Consider the following 19,906-nt stretch of genomic DNA (forward strand, 5'->3'; position numbering starts at 1 on the left):
TTTCCTCCCATCGGCATCGCGACTTCCCAAAACAGCGTGCACGATTCCGTAACCACGACGAACTATTGATAGGTCGCGCGAGTACGGAGCAGTGCGATGAATATCAGGGCGAAGATCTACGGCGGCGCAGCAGTCGGCGAGGAATCCCTGTTACGACGCAAGAAACCCAAGGGAGCCAGGCCCGACACGCTGCACAGCGTGGCGGTCGCGCGCGAGTCGCGACAGCGCGCCAATAGCCGGGGCGAGGATCGCCATCGGCTCACCGGCGAGCGCGCCCGGGTCACGCACAACGGCACTGATCACGAGGTCGAGCTCGTCAACCTCTCGGGGGGCGGCGCAATGATCGCGGCCGACTTCGAACCCATGCTCTGGGATCGAATCGATCTCCACCTTGGCCAGCACGGAACTATCGAATGTGCCGTCTGCTGGATGCGCGAGGGCCGTCTCGGCCTCGAGTTTGCGCACGAGACGCGTCTCGACTGGCCATCCGACCAGGTAGCAACGGTGCTGCGACACGTGATCGAGCGCACCTTCCCGCACATTGCCTTTCCCGTGCGCGAAGAAGCGGCGGCCGTTCCGTCCATGGCCGAGCCGGAGCCAAGAGATGACGAACACCGGACCGCAGCGCGGCACCCGCTGATCTGGAACGCGACGCTCCATCACAATTATCAAAGCTCCGACGTCCGCATCCGCAATATCTCGAGCACGGGCGCGATGATCGAGACGTCCGACCAAGTGCTCGTCGGCGCCGAGCCGCTCCTTGAGCTGAGCGAGGCTGTCTCGCTCTCAGCTACGGTCGAGTGGGCTGTCGGGGACCAAGTGGGCCTCAGGTTCCACACCGAATTCGATCTTGGACTGCTTGCGGAAGCCCGTCCGAGCGTCGCACCCGTCGAATGGACGCCCCCGTCATACCTCAAGGGGTCGGGAACAAGCGACAACGGATCCGCCCAGCGCTGGAATCGCCTGTCGGTCGCCGAGCTTCAGCAACAGCTCGACGGCTTCCTCAAACACTAGCAGGCCGCGCATAGATCGCGCCGACCCTGTCGGCATGGATCTTTCGCCATCGAGATTGTTCGAGCAGCGCGATCAGCGCCTTGTCGTCGTTCGGGACCATCGCCCAGCGGATGTTCCAGCGCTGCACCGCTTGGTCGAACGCCGAAGCATCGCCGTGCGTGATCCGCGAGAAACCGAGGACAAGCGCGTCGCCGTACATGTCCCCCCGCCCGTCGATATAGGGCCGGATACCCGAAAGGATGAGCGGACCGCCCATGGAATAGCCGTTAAGGACCGGCTGTGAGCGCAATTCAGCAGGGACTGCAGCAATGAGGTTCCACGGATTGGCTTCATTGTCCGGCGGCTCGAGAGGCATGAGCCCGCGAACGAAGACAAGCAGCAGTGCGCCGCCGGCAGCTATCCAGCGCATGGACCGGTCGATGGCGGGTCCCGCGGTTCTCCCCGCCGCAAATCCCTCCGGAAGGATCATTGCCGCCAAGATGGCGAACATGGCCTGATGGCGGACCTGCAGCAGCGCGAGGCCAAGGAAGATCGCGAGCAGCAACCAGCGGGTCCACGGCAGCCGTGGCCGCTTCCAGGCGGTCAATGCCAGCGCAAGGGCGAGTGCAGCGAAGAAGAAGGGTGTCCGGGCCGGACTTGAGGGTTTCCACTCGTCGATCAGGGGAAGCATCTGCAACTGGGTGAAGCGCAGCGGGTGGAGAACGCCCTCGAGGCCGTTGCCGTTGATGAATAGAGCGAGTGCGCAGGCTGCCCCGAAGGGAATCCATTGCCGCAGCACCTTTCCCTTATCGACCGAAGCAACCAGCGCTTCCAGGCCAAACAGGGCCGTGACGAGCAGACCGAAGACAAAGCCGCCATGAAGGTTCGCCCAAAGGCTTATCAGGAGCGTCGCGACGATCGGCGGAGCCCGGTCCTGTTCACGCGCTCGCATCATCAGCAGCAGCCAGACCGCCAGGAGCGGCCAGGTGAGGACGTGGGGCCTTGCGAGCAGCATTGGAATGATCGCGAAGTCCATGAGCACGACGGGCAGGAGTGCGAGGCGTACCCATCGGGTCGCGTTAAGGTAGACCGCTGCATGCAGCGCCATCAGTGCAGCAGTGACAAGCGCCGCCACTCCTGAATAACCGGCGAGGCGGTAGGCAGAGGCGTAAAAGACTTCGGCAAGCCATTCGATCGGCACCCAAGGCTTTCCCGCCCATGTGAAGGAAAAGGGATCGAAACGCGGGATCACGCGGTGATCGATGATCCATCGACCGGTGGCGATGTGCCAGCTCACGTCGCCATCATTGAAAATGGTTTTCGAGCTGCCGAGCACCGCCGGGATCAGCAGCACGGCAACGAACAAGGGAAGGATCGACGAAGCCTGTCCGGCCCGCTTGTCCGTGACCGCAGCTGTGCTCATCGCGCGCGGGCGCGTTCCGCGGCGCGACTACCGTAGATCGCGTAAAGCACGAGACCGATAACCTGGGCGCTGAGGAAGAAGATCTGCGTGCGGTTCGGAAGGCTGATGAACAGGTAGAGACAGCCCACTATCCCTACTGTCGCAACTAGTGGGGCGGCAGGTGCACGGAACTTGCGCTCGGCATGCGGCTCCCGGCGACGAAGAACGAGCATCGCGGCGCAAACCGCGATGAAAGCGGCGAGCGTGCCGGCGTTGGCAAGGGCCGCGATGCTGGTGAGCGGGATGAGTCCGCCAAAGACCGAGGTCACGATTGCGGTGAAGATGGTGATCCTGACAGGCGTCCCCCGGCGCGACACGCGAGCGAGGCTGCTTGGAAGAAGACCATCCCTGGCGACGGTGAAGAAAATGCGGCTCTGTCCATAGAAGAAGGCGAGAATCACGGTGGGAAGTGCGATGACCGCCGACGCCCCGAGAACCTTGGCCGCCCATGGCTGGCCAATTTCGCGCAGGATCAGTGCAAGTGGTTCTGTGCTGTTTGCAAAGCCCGTGTAGGCGACGGCACCGATCGCCGCTGCGGCCACCGCCATGTAGATGAGAACACAGACCACCATTGACCCGACGATGCCGATCGCAAGGTCGCGGCTTGGGTTCTTGGCCTCCTCGGCGGCGGTGGCAATCGCGTCGAACCCGTAGAATGCAAAGAAGATGATCGCCGCGGCGGCCATCACGCCCACCTCGCTTCCCGACGGCCCGCTGCGCGGGAAGCCGAAAGGCATGAAGGGATGGAAATGGTCCGCGTTAAAGACCGGCAGGGCGACGGCAATGAAGAGAGCCAGTGCCGCCATCTTGATGAGGACCAGGATGGCGTTGAACGTCGCGCTTTCGCGCGTACCGGCGATGAGGAGCGCAGCCACGACCCAGATGATGAAGATCGCCGGAAGGTTGATGATGCCGCCGAGTTCCGGCCCTTGGATCAGGACCTCGGGCAATCCCAGTCCGATCGCTTTCAGAAATCCCGAGGCATAGCCCGACCAGCCGACTGCGACGGCACTGACAACGAGCGTATATTCCAAAATCAGTGCCACCCCGATCATCCAGGCGATAAGTTCGCCGAAGACGACATAGCTATAGGTGTAGGCGGAGCCGGACGCCGGGATCATCGTTGCAACTTCGGCGTAGGCGAGCGCCGCGCACGCGCAGATGACCCCAGCGATCGTGAAGGAGAGGATAACCGCCGGGCCAGCCTTGCCCGCACCCACCCCGATCAGCGTCAGGATGCCGGTCCCGACGATCGCTCCGACCCCGAGGGCGACAAGATGCGGCCAGGACAGCGATTTCTTGAGACGGTGCTCCTCGGGCATCTGGTCGGGCGCGATGACCGCTTTGCGGACGTTCCAATTCTTCATCTTTCGGTGACTCCCCCTCGCGTCATTCGTCCTTGCGAGGAGCGCAGCGACGAAGCAATCCACGAAGTCGCGCTGGACTGCCTGGCTACGCTCGCAATGACAGCAGGGCTCGTCAATCCTCGTATCGGTCGCGCCTTCGTCAACCGCCGACTAGTAATCCTTGCTGACGCGAACGCTCGCGTTCGATCGCCCGATGGTCGAAACGGTCGACAGCAGCGAAAGCCAGCGCGTCATCTGATATTCGACCTGTGTTGCCGAATAGCCCGCTCCATCGGTGATCACCTCAACATACAGCCTTCGGGTGATGTATTTGCCGGCGCCGAGCGCAGTTTTCTGTCCTGTTGCAACGTCGGCGGGGACGACCCGAAGGCGATCAAGACCGATGGCACGGCGGAGCGCGTTGATCGGATCGAGGCTGCCGTTTCCCGATTGCAGGGCTGCGACCGCCGAAGCCAGCTGAAGAGCCTCCGGAGCAGAAAGGTTGGTGATGGAGGTTCCGAAAAGGATCCGCGATAAAAGTTCGTCCTGGGGCATTGGAGGCGTGCTTGCAAAGCTGATCTCCGGCCTGACGCCCGTCCCGCGCACGTTCACGGATGCATCGAGGCCCTGCACTGACGCTTCGGCATGGATGTCCAGAAGCGGATCGGGCGGGCTTTCCCCGCGGAAGCGGATGACTCCGCGATCGATCCGGAAGATGCGGCCGGCAAAATCGTAATTGCCTTGGACGAGGTCGGCGCGTCCGGTAAATCGCGGCGCATCGGCGAGACCTCCGATCTGGAGGTTCGTGGTCCATCGGCTGCTGATGCCAAGGCCGGTAACCTGGAGATCGCTGCCCGCGAGCTTGAGATTGAGCTTCCAGGGATGGAGCGATGCAGGTTCGATCACGTCCTCTTCGTCGAGGCCAGTTTCGCGAACGTTGAGCTGCGGCACCGCTGCCGCCGCGCTCGCGTGCCCGAGCTGGAAGCGACCCTTGTTGAGCTTGAGATCGCCGGCGATGAGACCGCCGTTGGCATCGGACTTGAGGTCGACACGGCCGGTGACCCGGGCCGCGACGTCGTCACGATTGAGCAACAAGGCCTGGCTGGCGTTGAACGAGAGGTTGAGGAGCGTCTTTCCGCCCGAGAAGGTGATGTTGCCGCCGCCCGAAATACTGCCCCCGCCGGTGGTCTGCCCGGTGATCTCGCGGAAAATCAGCTGCGGACCCGAGAAGGTGGCCTGGCTCGCGACATGGTCGATCACCATTCCAGTGACCTGGCTCTCGAGGCGTCCGTTCTGGGTTCGCAGGGACCCGCGGATCACCGGATCGGCAAGGCGGCCGCCGATGTCGGCGCCAACGGCAAGCGGACCTGACATGTCGATGATCTCGCTGCCCGTCAGCCGCCAGAGGGTGTCGGCCGGTCCGACATAGCGAAGTTGCGCGAACAGAGGCGCGTTCATCAGCTCTGCAACCAAGGGCCCCGGCCCCATCGGGGCGAACTTTGCTTGCGCGCGCCCGACGATCGATCCGTCACTGGCGGCGACGGCGCGCAGTCCCGCCTGGTTTCCGTTGACGATTGCAGCGACGGCAACGTCGATCGGCTTGGAGGCAAGCACCAGGCCGGCCCTGCTCAGCCCATGGACCTTCAGGTCGAGGCGGCCGCTTCGATTGCTTTTCCAGGCATAGTCGAGGCGGCCGGTTGCTGAACCCGACAGGTCGAGGTTGGGCCAGAGCAGATCGAGCACTTGCAAAGGCATTGCCGCCAGCTGTGCGTGGATTTCCGGAGCGGAACCGCTGCGCCCCGAGAGCGTCGCGTTCCCGCCGGCAAAACTGAGATTGGTCGGAGCAAGTGCCCAGCCATCGCCGGAGCGAGTGAGCACGGCCGGCTGGTTGAGGACAAGGGGCTGACGTTCGATCCGCCCGCTTCCTGTAAGTCTGATCGTGTCGGGCGAAATGTCGGCCAGGGTGGAGAAAGCGAAGGCTGCGCCGCGGCGGCCTGCGAACGCAGCCCGGACCTGGCCGGTGCCGTTGGTCAGGCGGGCATTGGCGGTGAGCCGGGCGAGCGTGACCGCCCCTGCCGAAATACCGCGGCCGTCGAGGCTGCCTTCGATGGTCGTGCGGTCGTCGGCGAGAATGATGATGCCATCCGCCCTGCCGCTCCGCACCGAGAAAGCAGTCGGGAAGTTGGCGTTGCTCGCGACGAGGTGTGCATCGATACGCTGCGCTCCGCCAGCAGGCGCGAAATCCAGTGTCCCGCCCAGGGCACTCCTCGCAAGCGTCAGTCGTCCGCTGAACCCTCCCGGAAGGGAAGTAAGAGTGCCGCTCGCATGGGCGGGGCCTGCGTCGAGTGCTGCAACGGCAATTACCGTCGGCGCATTGTGCGGTAGAAGGATCTGGCCGTTGCTCGTGAATGCTTCGAGCCGCGAGCCTCCGCTCGCGCGGTAATTGTAGCCCGCCGCAATCGGATCGAGCGACAGGCGCATGGCGGTGATCCCGAGCGCCTCATTGGGACTGGCGAGGAAGACGTCGAGCCTGGGTCGCTCGATATGACCGTCGAGCACCAGCCTCACGGGCCCATATTTCGCCTGGCGTCCCGCAGCGTTGATGTGGAACGTCCCGTCTTTGAAGCGGACGCCTGCGCCAGACAGCCTCAACTTGGGCGAGTAGATCTGCAGGTTCGTGAAGTGGACAATGCCGTCATTACCACGCTCGAGACTGGTCGTGAGCGACGGCAACCCGCCGGTGAGGCTTTGGAAAAAGCTGTTGTCGAGCCGCCGGACCCAGGCTCTGGCAGTGCCGACGACGTGACTGCCCTTATTGTTGGGACCGGGCACGACATGGAGATCGGTAACGACGTCGACAATGCCCAGACCCGGGATCAGATAGCGTTGCATCGCCCCCGAGAGAAGGACGTCGAAGCGGCCGGTGACGAGGTCGATGAGGAGCGAAAGCTTGCCAGTCCACTTCGCGCTGGTGAGCCTGAGGCCCTCTCCCTGCACGAGCTTGGGCGTGAGGGTCAGCCATCCTTCGATGGTGGGATTGGCAAGCATCGCGCCAGCGACGTCGCCAATACCGGTGATCGCCTTTGCGGACAGGCGGATGGGCACCCGCATCGGCCAGGGCGTTAGGCGTCCCCGCCCTTCGGCATGCAAGCCCGTAAATCCGTTATTGTCGAACTGCACGAAACCGGAAGTCAGTCGGTAGGAATAATCTGCGGTCGCGAACGGACCGTCGAGCGTCCACACCATGCGTACGCTCTTGCCCGTCATGTTGGTGAACAGCGCAGGAGGTTTCAAAAGATCGATGCCGAGCCGCATTCCGCGATAATAGTTGTTCGCAAGGTCGATCGTGCCCCTGGCGACTGCCCGAAGCTCGGGAGAGCCCGCAGCAAGCTCGCCGTCGAGCAGCCGGTCCTTCAGCGTCGCGTCACCCCGGATCGTGACGATGGGCGAGGTCAGCCGCTGCAATTTGCCCGTCAGGAATGGAGCGGACGCCATCTGGCCCTGCAGCTGATACCTGCCGCTATCGACCCCGAGAGCAAGACGTGCCGCGGGGCGGCCGGAGAGGTCGAGTGCAGCAGTCCCGCGCCAGCGCGTCCAGCTGCCCTTGCCGCCGACCGAGAGATTGACCGACCGATTGGCGCCGATGAGCGCTGGGACCAGACCGTCCGCCGGTGCAATCACCCTTGCAGCGACGTCGAACCGGTTACGGTCGGGCTCCGCATCCAGACGGAAGCCAATCCGGTCGCCGCCGCCGTTGATGACGGCCGCAAGTTCGACGAGCGCTCGGCCACGGTGGACATTGGCCTTGCCTCGCACCCTGCCGCTGCGCGCTTTGCCCCCCACCGCCGGGCCGATGTCGAGCCGATCGATGCGCAGTTGGCCGATGTGGATGTCGAACCCGGGAAGAATCGGGCCTTTCTTGGTACTCGGCTTGAGTTTGGGAATGCGGATGAGCGTCACACGCTCGGCAGTCAGGCTGTCGACGTACAACTTGTTGTCGAGCCATGCCCCAGGCGTCCAGTCGAGTTTGATGTTGGGCGATGTGAGGAAAACGCCGCGACCGTCGGCGATCGTGACATTGCGCAACTGCGATTTGCCGAAGATTGAGCCGTCAATGCGTCCGATGCGGATGCGCAAACCCGAGGCGGTCTCGAGCTTGCTGAGCTGGTCGACGATGAAGCGGTGCCCGGGCGCGCTGTCGAGAAGCACAAGCAGGCCTGCGAACAGGAAAAGGAGCGCGACGAACAGCGCGAAGAGCTCGTTGAGCAGGCGCCGCACCCAGTCTCGCCGCAATCGCCGCGGGGGCCGCTCCCGTGTCTGTGTATCGACCGCGACCTCGGCCATCAGAAAGCCTGGCCGAGCGAGACGGTGACCGCAAACGGACCATCGCCCTTCTGGCGGTTGAGCGGGACGCCGAGATCGATGCGGATGGGCCCGAAGCTCGAATAATAGCGCAGCCCGAGCCCGGCCGCGTAACGCCACTTGTCGAACGCAGGACGGATGCCGGTTGCAAGCGAGCCGCCATCAAAGAAGGGCACGATCCCGAAATTGCCGCCAAACTGCTTCAGCCTGACGCGCGCTTCGAGGCCGAATTCGGCAAGGCCTCTGCCCCCGATGGGATCACCATCCTGGTCCTTGGGCCCGAGTTGCTGATAGCCGTAACCGCGAACCGATCCGCCCCCGCCGGAATAGAAACGGCGCGACGGTGCTATATCGAAGACGCCGGCGCCGACGATGGTGCCGAGGCGAACACGGCCCGCAAGAACGACCCTGTCCGAGACGGGATGGTAGGCGCTCGCATCGAATTGAGCGCGGACATAGGTCATGTGTCCGCCGTGGAAGGAGATTTCGGGGCTGATCCGGCCGCTCAGCCGGAAGCCGCGCGTCGGATCGAGCAGACTGTCGCTGCCGTCGTACCCAAGAGTGAGCGGCGCGGCTGCAACGAGGAAGGTCCTGGTGTCCTTGACGCCGGTGCTGCTGAACACGCCGCGTTCGTCCGTCGCGAGCCACTCACCTCCGTACGACCAGGTCCATTTCTTCTGCCAGATGAAGTTGCTCTGACGCTCGATATTGGCTGCGAGATATATGGTCCTTGCCTTGTAGGCCGCGAATTTCTGGTGCGAGGCCGACGCCTGCAGGCTGAGAGTCTGGTCGCGCTGCAGGAAGTTTGAAAATCGTACCTGTGCTCCCAGGAGCTGTTCGGTCGTGCCTGCGATACCGCGCAGCGTCAGAGCGCCTTCGGGGTTGAAGAAATTGCGGTTCGTCCAGCTGATTTCGGCAAGGACGCCCTGTGCGGTTCCGTAACCAAGGTCGCCCGCGATAGTGTGAGGAGGCGCAGGTTCGAGCCTGACATTGAGGTCGACGACACGTCCGCCCTGGGCTGGAACCACCTCGATATCGACGTTGGCAACGAGCGTTGTCGCAATAAGCGCGCGCCTCAGATCGTCGAGCTTGGAGCGCTTGAACGGGTCGCCCCGCTTGAAGCGTGCGATGATGCCGACGTGCCGTGCGCTGAAGTTGGGACGGCCGCTGACGTGGATTGCGCCGAAGCGGGCGACCGGACCCGGATTAACCGGCAGGGTGAGGGTCGCAAGGTGCGTCTCGTGATTGACCTCGATGTCCTGGTCACCCAGCCTCGCTCCGGCAAATCCCGCCTCCCCCAGCGACTGCGTTAGCGCAAGACCGCCTGCAATCACGTCGGCAGCGATGACGGGATCGCCGGCCTTCACCGCGAAGGCGTCCCTCAACCTCGCGGCTTCGGGGCCGGCGGCCTCGAGGCCCGGCAGGTCGACCGAGGCAAAACGGTATTGCTGGCCCGGCTCCGCCGCGAGCACCACGCGCAGCGCGTCGCCGGCCTTTTCGGTCCTTGGCTCGACGTCGGCATCATAATAGCCCTGCGACCGAAGCAACTGGGCAAGTAGGTCCGCATCGGCGCTCGCACGCCGGCCGATCTGGGCTGCATTCGCAGGGCGCTTGCGTTCTGCCTCGAGCGCGGACTGCTGGCGGAAATTCCGCATCAGCTCCTCAAAATTGCCGAGCGAGCCGAGGCCTTCGACCTCGAGCGTGTACCGGATGTCCCCAGCGCCCGCCGCGACGAGGCGACGGGTTTTGGACTGCGACGTGATCACCGGTGGCGGAGGTGCTGCGACATCCTTCGCGTTCAGCTCGGGCCACGCGACCCCAAGGTCCGGCAACGGCGCCAGAGGTGCGTTGGGATCGAGTTCTGCAGCGTCGGGCTGCTGCTCCTTCGGTGGGGGCGTCTGCGGTGCAGCCTGCGCGAGGAGCACTGACGGCTCAAAGGATGCCGCTGCAGCCGCACACAGCAGCCGCACGGCACTGATCCTTGAACCCCTCCCGCTCATTGAAGAGCAAGCCTTACCCGGGGCTCCTGAATGGCGCCAGTACGTTCCGGCGGCAGGAGGATCGGTTAGTGAACCGTTCCCACGATTTCGTCGCTGCTAAGGGTCGCTATGACGCGCTCGATCTGCCGCCAGTGGCAGAATCGCTCGACATTGCCGTTGTCGCGGCTGCGCTCGGCGCGCGATGCAGCCTCGAAGCCGGCATCGTCGCCGTAACGCTCAATGAGATCTGAAGCATCGGCGAGCGCAACGCGGCCATGAATGAAGAGCATGTCCATCGGAACGCTTCTAACCCGGCGACCATTGAGCGACTGCGGACGATCATCGTCAACGCGGCGTTGACCATGTTCGCTCTTGGCGAACGGCCACGCACTTGGCATTGCGGCGCCGATGCAAAGCTCAACCCGCGCTGGCGGCTGTTTCCTCACGATTTTTATCCTTGCCGGACTGCCCTTCGGTCTTGCCATCGGCAATCCGATGAAAGGGATCCTGATTGGCACGGGGGTGGGGATCGCTCTTGCCCTGCTCACCTGGGCGATCGACTATTTCCGGCGCAGCTAGACGATCCTTCGACCGGCCCAGATCACCCGCCCAATCGGATTGATGTCCGCAAGTTCGCAATCGGGCCAGTCAGGATAGGCAGGATTATCCGACTGGACCGTCACCCGGCGGGCGACGGGATTGAGTGCCACGCGCTTCACCACCAGCGCATCATCGCTTCGCAAGACGTAAATTCCATCCCGGAGCCTATCGGCGCCATCGCCAAGGTCGACCAGGATGTCATCGCCGGCGCTGAGGGTCGGGGCCATCGAATCCCCTTCGACACGGACGATCGACAGGCTTGCGGGGGCACTTGGAGTCAGGGCTTTCAGCCAGCGTTCGTCGAATGCGAAATAGGGCTTTCCAGGCTCCTCCCCCGGCACCGCGCCAGGGCCCGCCGAAACCATCACCTTGTGCCGGACGATGCTGACGAGGCCGCCTGGCGCCAGCGCGGCATCTACGGGTCCGCCAAGAAGTGTTTCGGGAACTGCAAAATAGCGGGCGAGCTTGCGCCGCTCCTCCTCCCGAAGCCTCTTTGGCACGCCGCGACGGACGTATTGCTGGACATAGGCAGCGTTGCGCCCGAGCATGCGCGAAAGCCCGGCAAAATCTTCGCCGCGCTCCTTACAGAGCCGCTCGAGAGCAAGGCGGGGGTCGTCCATCGCGGATCATTTCATGGCCGTAGGAATTTTCCTAGACTATCAGGGATCCACGGCAAAATCGACCTCGCGTTCGATTTCTGAGAAGCTTCCGACAGGATTTTGCACAGAGGCGGTCGGCGGCGACGAAGCGGCAGGGATCGCAGTCCCGGTTATTCGCTAGCGAAGCGAACGTCTCAGTTGGGCGAGCGCGTCCGACAGCGCCTGCGCCGCATCGGGTCCGGGACCGGCTCCCCGGTCGAGATGCCGCTCGATGCTGGAGCTCATCTGACCAGGCGTCGGCATCGCCTTCCGGTCGAACAGGCGAACAACACGTGCATCCGCGCCCACCGCCGCAAGAACATCATCGAGGAGCAGCGGCTCGGACATTGGCGCGCCTGTGCCTGGAAGCCGGTCCGCGTCGGTCAGGAGGAGCTCGGCATCGAGGCGATCCGATTGAGTAAGGAGCAGCTCCTCGCTGACCTGCTCCGTCAGCAGCAATTCTTCCGGCTCGGGGATGCCAAGACTGCTCACGTCCAAAATTCGGAGGTCGAAGCGGGCCTTCCCTCCGCTCGCCGCCTTCATTCCCATGCGGCACAGAATGTAGACCAGAGCCGATGCACCGGCGGCATAGAAAGTGCGCTGAGCCCCGCCGGACAGCGCAAAAGCGGCGTAGCCCGCCGAGCCTCCAAGGAGCGCAGCCGCCACCTGTTCGGCACCGGTCTCGATACGATTGATCATCCGCGCGTTCATCGCGCGGACTTTTAGCCAAGGAAGGTTTCCACTCCGTTAGGCGGGCACCTCGCGGGGGTGATCGATCGTCTCGACCTCGGGCAGCTTTTCGATGAGGTCGATGAGTGCGTTCGTGAAGGCCTCGACATCGTCGGGATTTCGGCTGGTGACGATATTGGCGTCGATGACGGCGGCTTCGTCGACGACGTTGGCGCCCGCATTCCTTAGATCGGTGCGAATTGACGGCCAGCTAGTGGCTTTCCGCCCGCGCAGGAGATCTGCTTCCACGAGCAGCCAGGGGCCATGGCAGATTGCGCCGATCGGCTTGCCCTCTTCTGCGAAGGCCTTGATGAGTGCAATCACATTGCCGTGGATGCGGAGGTGGTCGGGATTGCGGACGCCTCCTGGCAGGATGAGCGCTTCGAAATCGTCCGGATTGGCCTCCTCGATGGTGATATCGGGACGGATGGTCTTTCCGGGATCATCATGGACCGTCGCCTGAATCGGGTCGCGCGTCAGCGAGGCAAGAACGACCTCGGCACCCCGCTGCTGCAGGATCTGACGCGGGCCAAAGAGCTCCCATTCCTCGAACCCGTCGGTGGCGACGATCAAAATTCTGGAGTTCGGAATCGACGGCATTGGGTACCTCCTTCACTTGCTCGCAGGAACCCGCTCTCGCCCCGCTCGCTTATGCCGCTTGATGAGTCGAGTAAAACCAGCTGGCCGCGAAAATGCTTCGGCATAGCAGCAACACCGAGCCAGGAATCACCCGCAAACGAATGGGCAGATACTGGGCCTATTTCGGACCCGAAGGTGATCGCATCACCGACCGCGAAGAGATCGAGCGGCTCAACGCAATCGGACTTCCCCCTGCTTACGCGAACGCGTGGTTTTGCGCCGATCCGAACGGTCATCTCCAAGCAACCGGCATCGATGCACGAGGGCGCACGCAATATCGCTATCACGCCGATTTCCGCGCCAAGCGGGAAAGCGCGAAATATGAAGGACTGCTGGAATTCGGAAAGTCTCTGCAGCGGCTCCGCCGGCGGGTCGATCAGGATCTCAGGCGCCGGGAACTGTCCAAAGACGCCGTTCTTGCCGCAATCGTCCGCCTTCTCGACACTGAGCATATCCGGGTGGGGAACGAAGAATATGCAAAGCAGAACAAGAGCTACGGCGCGACAACCTTAAGGCGCCGCCACCTTCGGCGAAGCGGTCACTCGCTCCTGATGCGATTTACCGGCAAGCACGGGATCGTTCATGAGGTCAGCATCACCGACACCCACCTTAAGCGCATCTGCAAGCGCTGCCAGGAGCTGCCAGGCCAGATGCTGTTCCAATATATCAACGGAGACGGGGTGCCCAAGCCGATCACGTCGGGAGACGTCAATGAATACATCAGGCAGGCGACGGGAGGCGATTTCACCGCCAAGCACTTCCGCACCTGGGGCGCGAGCGTGATCGCCATCGAGCAGTTGCTGCGAAAAAGCGAAAATGCACGCATCAGCGTCAAGACCGTCGTCGAGCCCGTGGCCGAGGCACTTGGCAACACTCCCGCCATCAGCCGCAAGTCTTATGTTCACCCTCAGTTGCTCGAGGCAGTGAAGGTGAACCCGCGCGATCCGCTCGACGCCATGGAGCGGCCGCGCGGGAAAAAGCGCCTCTCCAGTGCCGAAGTCGCCTTGCTCGAATTCCTGGTTAGGGTGGGCAAGCGCCCGCGCAGGAAGCCAAGGCAAGCGGCGCGAACAGCCGCCGCTTGATCGCGGGCGCAAGGGCCGCCAAGACGCCGCTCATGGGGGTGAAAATGCTCTCGGCCTGGTTCGAGGCCAATCGCGAAGGACTGGTCGTCGGCCTCGCCGCCGCGGCTGCACTCGTCGCCATCATGCTCGTGCTTCGAAGCTACGGCGAGCGGACCATCCGGCGCGATGAGCTGGCAATGAGCTGGAGGGCCGTAATCGGCCGGGTGTTTGCAAGAACAAGTCTTGCGTTCATGGTCCTTGCCGCGGCGGACGTGGTCTCAACCTATGCCGATCTTCCCCACAGGGTTGCACGCCTCATCGACATCTTGTTCGTGATCGCCTTTGCCCTGCAGGGGGCGATCTGGGGGCGTGAGCTGATCCTGGGACTGATTGGTCGCCGGGTGGCGGAAGACAGCAGTTCCAGTGCGCTTGGCAATGCCATGGCCATCATCCGAGTGCTGGTCAGCGTCGCGCTGTTCGCGATTGCGGGGATCCTCATACTCGACAACCTCGGGGTCAACGTCACCGCGTTGGTGGCGGGGCTCGGCATCGGCGGCATTGCGATCGGCCTCGCTGCGCAGGGCATTTTTTCCGACCTGTTCGCAGCCCTTTCGATCCTGTTCGACAAGCCGTTCAAGAAGGGCGACACCATCCGCTACGACCAGAGCACCGGAACCGTCGAACGCATCGGTCTCAAGACGACGCGGCTGCGTTCGGTGACGGGCGAGCAGCTGATCATGGCGAACACCAAGCTGCTCGAGCGGGAGATCCATAATCTCGCGCAGGCAAAGGCACGGAGGTTCACCCTCTATATTGCAATTGCAGGCGATGCTTCGGCAGCCTCGATCAAGGCCGTGGGCGAAGCGGCGGCGGCTGCGGTCGCGGACCGAAAGGGATGCAAGCTCGTGCGCTGTGCACTTGCCGGTGCCGGAGGCGGAGCACTGACCTACGACTTGGTCTACGACGATACGACGCGCGACAACGAGATGATGGCGGCGAACCGGTCGGCGATCCTCAGCGCGCTGATCGAGCGGATCGGGAAGAATAAGCTGCATCTCATGCGGGCATCGGACCAGCCGACGGCCCCGCTCCCCTTCTAGGCGTCCCTGGCGCCTTCGATCGGCTGTCCGTCGAGAGCGATCCCGCGCTGCTCGAACATCCGCTTCCAGTTCTCGGGTGTGATCGAGGCCTGATGTTCGACCTGCATTTCCGGAGTGGGCATCTCTAGCTTAGCTGCAGCATGTTTGAGCGTCGCCCATTGCACTCCTATTCACACCTCTGCAAATAAGCGCGATGCCCCTCGCAAGCCTCGACGATATCCGCGCCCGCATCGGCCAGGAAGTCGGCACCTCCTCGTGGCTGACAGTTGACCAGGCACGGATCGACGCCTTCGCCGAAGCGACCGAGGACCGCCAATTCATTCACGTCGACGTGACCGCTCAGACGCCATTTGGCGGAACGATCGCGCACGGTTTCCTCTCGCTTTCGTTGCTCTCCCGGATGGGAGCCGAGGCGATGCTCATTCCTCAAGGGGTGAAGATGGCCGTCAATTACGGCCTGGACCGGGTGCGATTCCTCGCTCCGGTTCGCTCGGGCAAACGCGTACGGGGACGCTTCATCCTTGACTCGATTGAGGAGAAGGCGCCCGGTCAGATATTGATGCGGCACATCGTGACCGTCGAAATCGAAGGCGAGGACAAGCCGGCGCTGACCGCCGTCTGGCTCGGCCTGATTTTCACCTGAGGAGATTTTGATGCGCGACGCCGTGATCGTTTCGACCGCCCGAACAGGCATCGGAAAAGCTTATCGGGGCGCTTTCAACGCAACGCCCTCGCCTACCCTTGCCGCGCATCCAATCCGCGCGGCGGTGGAACGCGCAAGAGTCGATCCCGCCGAGGTCGACGACGTTATCATGGGGGCGGCGCTCCAACAGGGGGTCCAGACGACGATTGGGCGAACCGCTGCCCTTCGCGCCGGGTTGCCCGTGGAAGTGGCCGGCATGTCGATCGACCGCCAATGCTCGTCCGGCCTCATGTCGATCGCGACCGCAGCAAAGCAGGTGATCGTCGATCGAATGGATATCGTCGTCGCCGGCGGAGTGGAGAGCATCAGCCTCGTCCAGACGGGAGAGATGCGGCTTGGACCGGACCCCGAGCTCCTGAGCATGCACAACGGTGTCTACATGCCGATGATCGACACCGCCGAGATCGTCGGCAAGCGATATTCGATTTCGCGCGATCGCTGCGACGAATACGCGCTTCGCTCGCAGCAGCGGACCGCTGAGGCCCAGCGAACCGGCAAGTTCGACGATGAAATCATTCCGGTGGCGGCGAAGATGGCGGTCAAGGACAAGGAGACCGGAGAGGTCTCAATGAAAGAGGTGACGCTCGACCGCGACGAGGGCAATCGGCCGGAGACCACCCTTGAGGGACTGCAGAAGCTCGAGCCGGTGCGAGGGCCGGGAAGCGTGATCACCGCAGGTAATGCGAGCCAGCTCAGCGACGGGGCGTCGGCCTCGGTCGTGATGGAGGCGTCCCTCGCCGAGAAGCGGGGGCTTGAGCCGCTGGGCCGGTACATAGGCATGGCTGTCGCCGGGACTGCTCCTGAAGAAATGGGAATCGGGCCGGTATTCGCAGTGCCGAAGCTTCTGAAGCGCTTTGGCCTTTCCATGGACGATATCGGACTCTGGGAACTCAATGAGGCGTTCGCAGTCCAGGTGCTCTACTGCATGGACAAGCTTGGAATCCCCGAGGACCGGCTGAATGTGAACGGCGGTGCGATCTCGATTGGCCACCCCTATGGGATGAGTGGTGCGCGCCTCGTCGGCCATGCACTCATCGAGGGCAAACGCCGCGGCGCGAAGCACGTCATGGTCACGATGTGCGTCGGGGGAGGAATGGGCGCGGCAGGATTGTTCGAAGTGCTATAATCGGCTGCCGATTCTTTCGGGGAAAGCCAATGCCTGTCGCCGTGGGCCTTCTGGCCGTCATCGTCGTGCTGTTCCTGGTTACGTCGCTCAAGAGCTTCGGGATCAATCAGGAATATCAGCGCGGTGTCCTGTTTCGCCTGGGTCGTCTCGGGCAGACCAAGGGGCCGGGCTGGTACTGGCTCATTCCCTTTGTTGACCGCGTCGTTAGGGTCGACCAGCGGATCATCACCTATCAATTGGAAACCCAGGAAACCATCACGCGCGATGGTGTCGCGGTACGGGTGAATGCAGTCCTGTGGTTTCGCGCGGATTCGCCCATTCAGGTCGTGACGGCGGTCGAGGACTGGCGAGGGGCGACGGTCCAGGCCGCCGAGACGGCGCTTCGTGATGCCATCGGGCAAAGCGATCTTGATCTCATGCTGAAGGACCGCGCCTCCATCAATCACCGGCTTCAGCAGCTGCTTCGAGACGCCTCGCTGAAATGGGGGGTGGAAATCGATTCGGTCGAAATCAAGGACGTCGACATCCCCGAGCAGATGCAAAGAGCCATTGCCAAGGAGGCGGAGGCGGTCCGCGAGAAGCGGGCACGCATCGTCCGCGCCGAAGGCGAGCAGGAAGCGGCTGCGAAGCTCTCGAGCGCGGCAGAGGTGATCAGCGCCGTCCCGGGAGCGCTCGAACTGAGGCGGCTGCAAGCGCTTGCCGAGATCGGAGTCGAACACAACAGCACGATCATCGCGATGCTTCCGGTCGAACTCGTCCATGCCGCAAGGAAGATCGCGGGCCTGCCGCCTGCGACGGCCGAATGAGCCGAGGGTGAGTGCAATCCAGCTGATCGCGCTGGCATCGACCGTCAGCCTGCTCGCCGGCTGGCGCCTCTACTTCGTCACCTTCGCGGTGGGCCTGTCGATGAAGCTTGGATGGGTCGCGCTGCCCCAGCAGCTTCACGCGCTCGACGCCCTTGCCAATAACTGGATCATCGGCATCGCCGCGCTCGGCGCGGTTGCCGAATTCTTTGCCGACAAGATCGCCTGGGTGGACAGCCTCTGGGACGCCGTCCATTCGGTTGTCCGCCCCCTTGGCGGGGCTTTGCTCGCGATGGCTATCGTCGACGGTGCCGACCCCGCCTGGCAGGTCGGAAGTTTCCTTTTAGGCGGTGCTTCAGCGCTCGTCGCCCATGCCGGAAAGGCGGGTGCTCGAACGCTTGTCAATGCAAGTCCGGAGCCCTTCTCGAACGCGATCGTCTCGACCGGAGAGGATGTTGCAACGGCAGGCCTGCTCGGCCTTGCGATTGCCAATCCAATTGCCTCGGCACTAATCGCGCTCGTTCTCGTGATCCTGTCGATCTGGCTCGTACTCGCGGCGAGGCATATGGTCCGGCGCTTTCTTGAACCTAAAGGGCGGCAGGCGGGTTGAGTGCGCCAAAAGAGGAGTGTGAACGATGCCCGTTTCTGAAAAGCCGCTGGTGGAACGCATTGCGCGCGTCCTTGCCGGAGCCGCGCACAGCAGCAATGCCGAAGGTAGCGACCCGTCGGCGGGCGAGAAGATCGACAGGCTCTGGCGCGAGCATGTCAACCAGGCCCTCGCGGTCCTCCACACGATGCGCGAACCGGATCCCGAAATGGCAGCGGCGGGCGATGCGGACATGTGGAGGAAGATGGTCGAGGCAGCGATCGCAGAACGGGTCGATTGAGCCCGCGGGACGCCAGCGGAAGGGTACGCGAGCGCGCCGATCCGCGCTGGACACTCGTCGCCTGTGTTCTCGCTTCGAGCCTGTCGTTCGTCGAAGGGTCCGTCCTCAGCGTCGCGCTGCCGGCTATCCGCGAGAGCTACGGAGCGCACGCCGAACAGGTTCAATGGGTGGTCAACGCCTATCTGCTGCCCCTTTCGGCACTTCTCCTTCTGGGCGGTGCGCTCGGCGATCATTTCGGACGCCGGCTACTGCTCGTCGTCGGCACCAGCATTTTTGCGATCACGTCGCTCGTATGCGCGCTCGCGCCGAGCCTTCCGATCCTGCTTGCCGCGCGCGCGGCACAGGGCATTGGCGCCGCACTCCTCCTGCCCAACAGCCTTGCCCTCCTCAACGCGGCTTTCTCCGGCGAGAAACGAGGCCGTGCAGTGGGCATCTGGGCTGCGGCGGGAGCAGCTGCTGCAGCCATCGCGCCCCTGATCGGCGGATGGCTGGTCAGCACTATCGGCTGGCCGGCGATTTTCTACATCAACCTTCCGCTCGCACTTGGAGCCATCCTGATAGCGCTGCGCTTCGTTGCCGAAAGCCGCGAGCCTGGCGCGGGCCGCACTGACTACGCGGGTGCGCTTCTGGCAACGGCCGGACTTGGCGGCCTTACCTACGCATTGACCCTTTGGTCGGCGAGGCGGCATCTGACCGGCGAGGCGATCATCGCACTGGTCGTCGGTACAGTGATGCTGGGCCTGTTCCTTGTTGCTGAATACCGGCGGGGCGAGCGCGCCATGCTGCCGCTTTCGCTCCTTGCCAACAGGTGCTTTTCCGGCCTCAACCTCCTCACATTTCTGTTGTACGCGGCCTTTGGAGCAGCGATGCTGCTCATCCCTTACGTGCTGATTACCAGCGGCGGTTATTCTCCGGTCCAGGCGGGCCTCGCAATGCTTCCCCTGCCTCTCCTCATGACATCGCTCTCTCCGACCATGGGAGGTCTCGCCGCGCGCACAGGTCCGCGACTGCCACTGACCATCGGGCCGCTCGTGGTCGGCGCCGGAATGCTGCTTTGCTGGCTCGCGGAGCCCCACAGCAGCTATTGGACGGGGATTTTCCCGGCGATCGCGGTCATGGCCGCAGGAATGACGATCGCCGTTGCGCCCCTCACCTCTTCGGTCCTCGGGTCAGTTGAAGAGGTTCATGTCGCAATGGCTTCCGGCTTCAACAGCGCCGTTGCGCGCACCGGGGGCCTGATCGCAACCGCGCTGCTCGGCGCCGTGCTTGCAAGCAGGGGTTCGGCGCTGTTCGAAGGCTTCCACTTTGCGATGGCGATCTCCGCCGCCGTTGCCGTGTCGAGCTGCCTCGTCGCCCTCACCATGCTCGGCGGGGTGAAGATGAAGAAGAACTCGTGAACGACAAAGGCCGCCCGGCGGGTGCCGGACGGCCTTCCATTGTCGAAGCCGAGGTGGCCTGACGTTAAGCGCGGACCTCCG

Annotated in this window: 18 protein-coding genes; 10 read left to right on the forward strand and 8 right to left on the reverse strand. The window is 63.4% G+C overall.

All coding sequences use genetic code 11. The annotated features are described in order from the left end of the window. Positions 1–96 precede the first annotated feature (96 nt). Entirely contained in the window at positions 97–1,014 is a 918-nt protein-coding gene (locus V8192_RS09425; protein ID WP_341632818.1) for a PilZ domain-containing protein, read from the forward strand. Here V8192_RS09425 and V8192_RS09430 read toward each other — a convergent pair. The 5 genes from V8192_RS09430 to V8192_RS09450 form a co-directional block, all read right to left on the reverse strand. After that, a complete protein-coding gene (locus tag V8192_RS09430) occupies positions 1,004–2,416 on the reverse strand; it encodes a hypothetical protein (RefSeq protein ID WP_341632819.1) in 1,413 nt (470 codons plus the stop codon). The genes V8192_RS09425 and V8192_RS09430 overlap by 11 nt on opposite strands. Then, a complete protein-coding gene (locus V8192_RS09435; RefSeq protein ID WP_341632820.1) occupies positions 2,413–3,822 on the reverse strand; it encodes an amino acid permease in 1,410 nt (469 codons plus the stop codon). The genes V8192_RS09430 and V8192_RS09435 overlap by 4 nt, the downstream gene beginning before the upstream one ends. A gap of 150 nt (positions 3,823–3,972) precedes the next feature. Further along, positions 3,973–8,145 carry a translocation/assembly module TamB domain-containing protein gene (locus tag V8192_RS09440; protein ID WP_341632821.1) on the reverse strand — a complete coding sequence of 1,391 codons (4,173 nt, stop codon included), beginning with the start codon at positions 8,143–8,145 and terminating at the stop codon, positions 3,973–3,975. Continuing rightward, a complete protein-coding gene (locus V8192_RS09445) occupies positions 8,145–10,133 on the reverse strand; it encodes an autotransporter assembly complex protein TamA (RefSeq protein WP_341632822.1) in 1,989 nt (662 codons plus the stop codon). The genes V8192_RS09440 and V8192_RS09445 overlap by 1 nt, the downstream gene beginning before the upstream one ends. A gap of 95 nt (positions 10,134–10,228) precedes the next feature. Further along, a complete protein-coding gene (locus tag V8192_RS09450; RefSeq protein ID WP_341632823.1) occupies positions 10,229–10,540 on the reverse strand; it encodes a hypothetical protein in 312 nt (103 codons plus the stop codon). Between the two features lie 10 nt (positions 10,541–10,550). On the opposite strand from V8192_RS09450, the gene V8192_RS09455 reads away from it, so the two are divergent. Then, positions 10,551–10,721, forward strand: a complete 171-nt coding sequence (locus V8192_RS09455) for a hypothetical protein (RefSeq protein ID WP_341632824.1) — start codon at positions 10,551–10,553, stop codon at positions 10,719–10,721. Here V8192_RS09455 and V8192_RS09460 read toward each other — a convergent pair. The 3 genes from V8192_RS09460 to V8192_RS09470 form a co-directional block, all read right to left on the reverse strand. Beyond that, the gene (locus V8192_RS09460; protein WP_341632825.1) at positions 10,718–11,362 is read right to left on the reverse strand and encodes a S24 family peptidase; all 645 of its coding nucleotides are present in this window, start codon (positions 11,360–11,362) and stop codon (positions 10,718–10,720) included. The genes V8192_RS09455 and V8192_RS09460 overlap by 4 nt on opposite strands. A 156-nt stretch (positions 11,363–11,518) precedes the next feature. Further along, on the reverse strand, positions 11,519–12,079 hold the full coding sequence (locus tag V8192_RS09465) for a hypothetical protein (RefSeq protein ID WP_341632826.1): 561 nt from the start codon (positions 12,077–12,079) through the stop codon (positions 11,519–11,521). 48 nt (positions 12,080–12,127) lie between these two features. After that, positions 12,128–12,709 carry a DJ-1/PfpI/YhbO family deglycase/protease gene (locus V8192_RS09470; protein WP_341632827.1) on the reverse strand — a complete coding sequence of 194 codons (582 nt, stop codon included), beginning with the start codon at positions 12,707–12,709 and terminating at the stop codon, positions 12,128–12,130. Between the two features lie 140 nt (positions 12,710–12,849). Here V8192_RS09470 and V8192_RS09475 point away from each other — a divergent pair, with 140 nt between their 5' ends. The 8 genes from V8192_RS09475 to V8192_RS09510 all read left to right on the forward strand — a co-directional run bounded on the left by V8192_RS09475 (position 12,850) and on the right by V8192_RS09510 (position 19,825). After that, the gene (locus V8192_RS09475) at positions 12,850–13,830 is read left to right on the forward strand and encodes a DNA topoisomerase IB (RefSeq protein ID WP_341632828.1); all 981 of its coding nucleotides are present in this window, start codon (positions 12,850–12,852) and stop codon (positions 13,828–13,830) included. Beyond that, positions 13,827–14,909 carry a mechanosensitive ion channel family protein gene (locus V8192_RS09480; RefSeq protein ID WP_341632829.1) on the forward strand — a complete coding sequence of 361 codons (1,083 nt, stop codon included), beginning with the start codon at positions 13,827–13,829 and terminating at the stop codon, positions 14,907–14,909. Before V8192_RS09475 ends, V8192_RS09480 begins: the two co-directional genes overlap by 4 nt. A gap of 193 nt (positions 14,910–15,102) precedes the next feature. After that, entirely contained in the window at positions 15,103–15,552 is a 450-nt protein-coding gene (locus V8192_RS09485; protein WP_341632830.1) for a MaoC family dehydratase, read from the forward strand. Between the two features lie 10 nt (positions 15,553–15,562). Next, positions 15,563–16,738, forward strand: a complete 1,176-nt coding sequence (locus V8192_RS09490; protein WP_341632831.1) for an acetyl-CoA C-acyltransferase — start codon at positions 15,563–15,565, stop codon at positions 16,736–16,738. A gap of 29 nt (positions 16,739–16,767) precedes the next feature. After that, positions 16,768–17,544: an SPFH domain-containing protein gene (locus tag V8192_RS09495; RefSeq protein ID WP_341632832.1), complete on the forward strand. Its 777-nt coding sequence runs from the start codon at positions 16,768–16,770 to the stop codon at positions 17,542–17,544. 7 nt (positions 17,545–17,551) lie between these two features. Beyond that, on the forward strand, positions 17,552–18,151 hold the full coding sequence (locus tag V8192_RS09500; protein WP_341632833.1) for a DUF4126 domain-containing protein: 600 nt from the start codon (positions 17,552–17,554) through the stop codon (positions 18,149–18,151). 25 nt (positions 18,152–18,176) lie between these two features. Then, positions 18,177–18,428 carry a hypothetical protein gene (locus V8192_RS09505; RefSeq protein WP_341632834.1) on the forward strand — a complete coding sequence of 84 codons (252 nt, stop codon included), beginning with the start codon at positions 18,177–18,179 and terminating at the stop codon, positions 18,426–18,428. Next, positions 18,425–19,825 (forward strand): MFS transporter, encoded by a 1,401-nt coding sequence (locus V8192_RS09510; RefSeq protein WP_341632835.1) that lies wholly within the window; start codon positions 18,425–18,427, stop codon positions 19,823–19,825. The genes V8192_RS09505 and V8192_RS09510 overlap by 4 nt, the downstream gene beginning before the upstream one ends. The last annotated feature ends 81 nt before the right edge of the window (positions 19,826–19,906 follow it).

Origin of the sequence: Sphingomonas agri (assembly GCF_038148795.1) — a bacterium.
Lineage (GTDB): Bacteria > Pseudomonadota > Alphaproteobacteria > Sphingomonadales > Sphingomonadaceae > Sphingomicrobium > Sphingomicrobium agri.

Excerpts from the sequence above, each read along its gene's own strand:
- V8192_RS09440 (WP_341632821.1), bottom strand. The coding sequence starts at position 8,145 with ATGGCCGAGGTCGCGGTCGATACACAGACACGGGAGCGGCCCCCGCGG.
- V8192_RS09450 (WP_341632823.1), bottom strand. The coding sequence starts at position 10,540 with ATGCCAAGTGCGTGGCCGTTCGCCAAGAGCGAACATGGTCAACGCCGC.
- V8192_RS09425 (WP_341632818.1), top strand. The coding sequence starts at position 97 with ATGAATATCAGGGCGAAGATCTACGGCGGCGCAGCAGTCGGCGAGGAA.
- V8192_RS09495 (WP_341632832.1), top strand. The coding sequence starts at position 16,768 with ATGCCTGTCGCCGTGGGCCTTCTGGCCGTCATCGTCGTGCTGTTCCTG.
- V8192_RS09460 (WP_341632825.1), bottom strand. The coding sequence starts at position 11,362 with ATGGACGACCCCCGCCTTGCTCTCGAGCGGCTCTGTAAGGAGCGCGGC.
- V8192_RS09455 (WP_341632824.1), top strand. The coding sequence starts at position 10,551 with ATGCAAAGCTCAACCCGCGCTGGCGGCTGTTTCCTCACGATTTTTATC.
- V8192_RS09505 (WP_341632834.1), top strand. The coding sequence starts at position 18,177 with ATGCCCGTTTCTGAAAAGCCGCTGGTGGAACGCATTGCGCGCGTCCTT.
- V8192_RS09475 (WP_341632828.1), top strand. The coding sequence starts at position 12,850 with ATGGGCAGATACTGGGCCTATTTCGGACCCGAAGGTGATCGCATCACC.
- V8192_RS09470 (WP_341632827.1), bottom strand. The coding sequence starts at position 12,709 with ATGCCGTCGATTCCGAACTCCAGAATTTTGATCGTCGCCACCGACGGG.
- V8192_RS09435 (WP_341632820.1), bottom strand. The coding sequence starts at position 3,822 with ATGAAGAATTGGAACGTCCGCAAAGCGGTCATCGCGCCCGACCAGATG.
- V8192_RS09485 (WP_341632830.1), top strand. The coding sequence starts at position 15,103 with ATGCCCCTCGCAAGCCTCGACGATATCCGCGCCCGCATCGGCCAGGAA.
- V8192_RS09430 (WP_341632819.1), bottom strand. The coding sequence starts at position 2,416 with ATGAGCACAGCTGCGGTCACGGACAAGCGGGCCGGACAGGCTTCGTCG.
- V8192_RS09490 (WP_341632831.1), top strand. The coding sequence starts at position 15,563 with ATGCGCGACGCCGTGATCGTTTCGACCGCCCGAACAGGCATCGGAAAA.
- V8192_RS09465 (WP_341632826.1), bottom strand. The coding sequence starts at position 12,079 with ATGATCAATCGTATCGAGACCGGTGCCGAACAGGTGGCGGCTGCGCTC.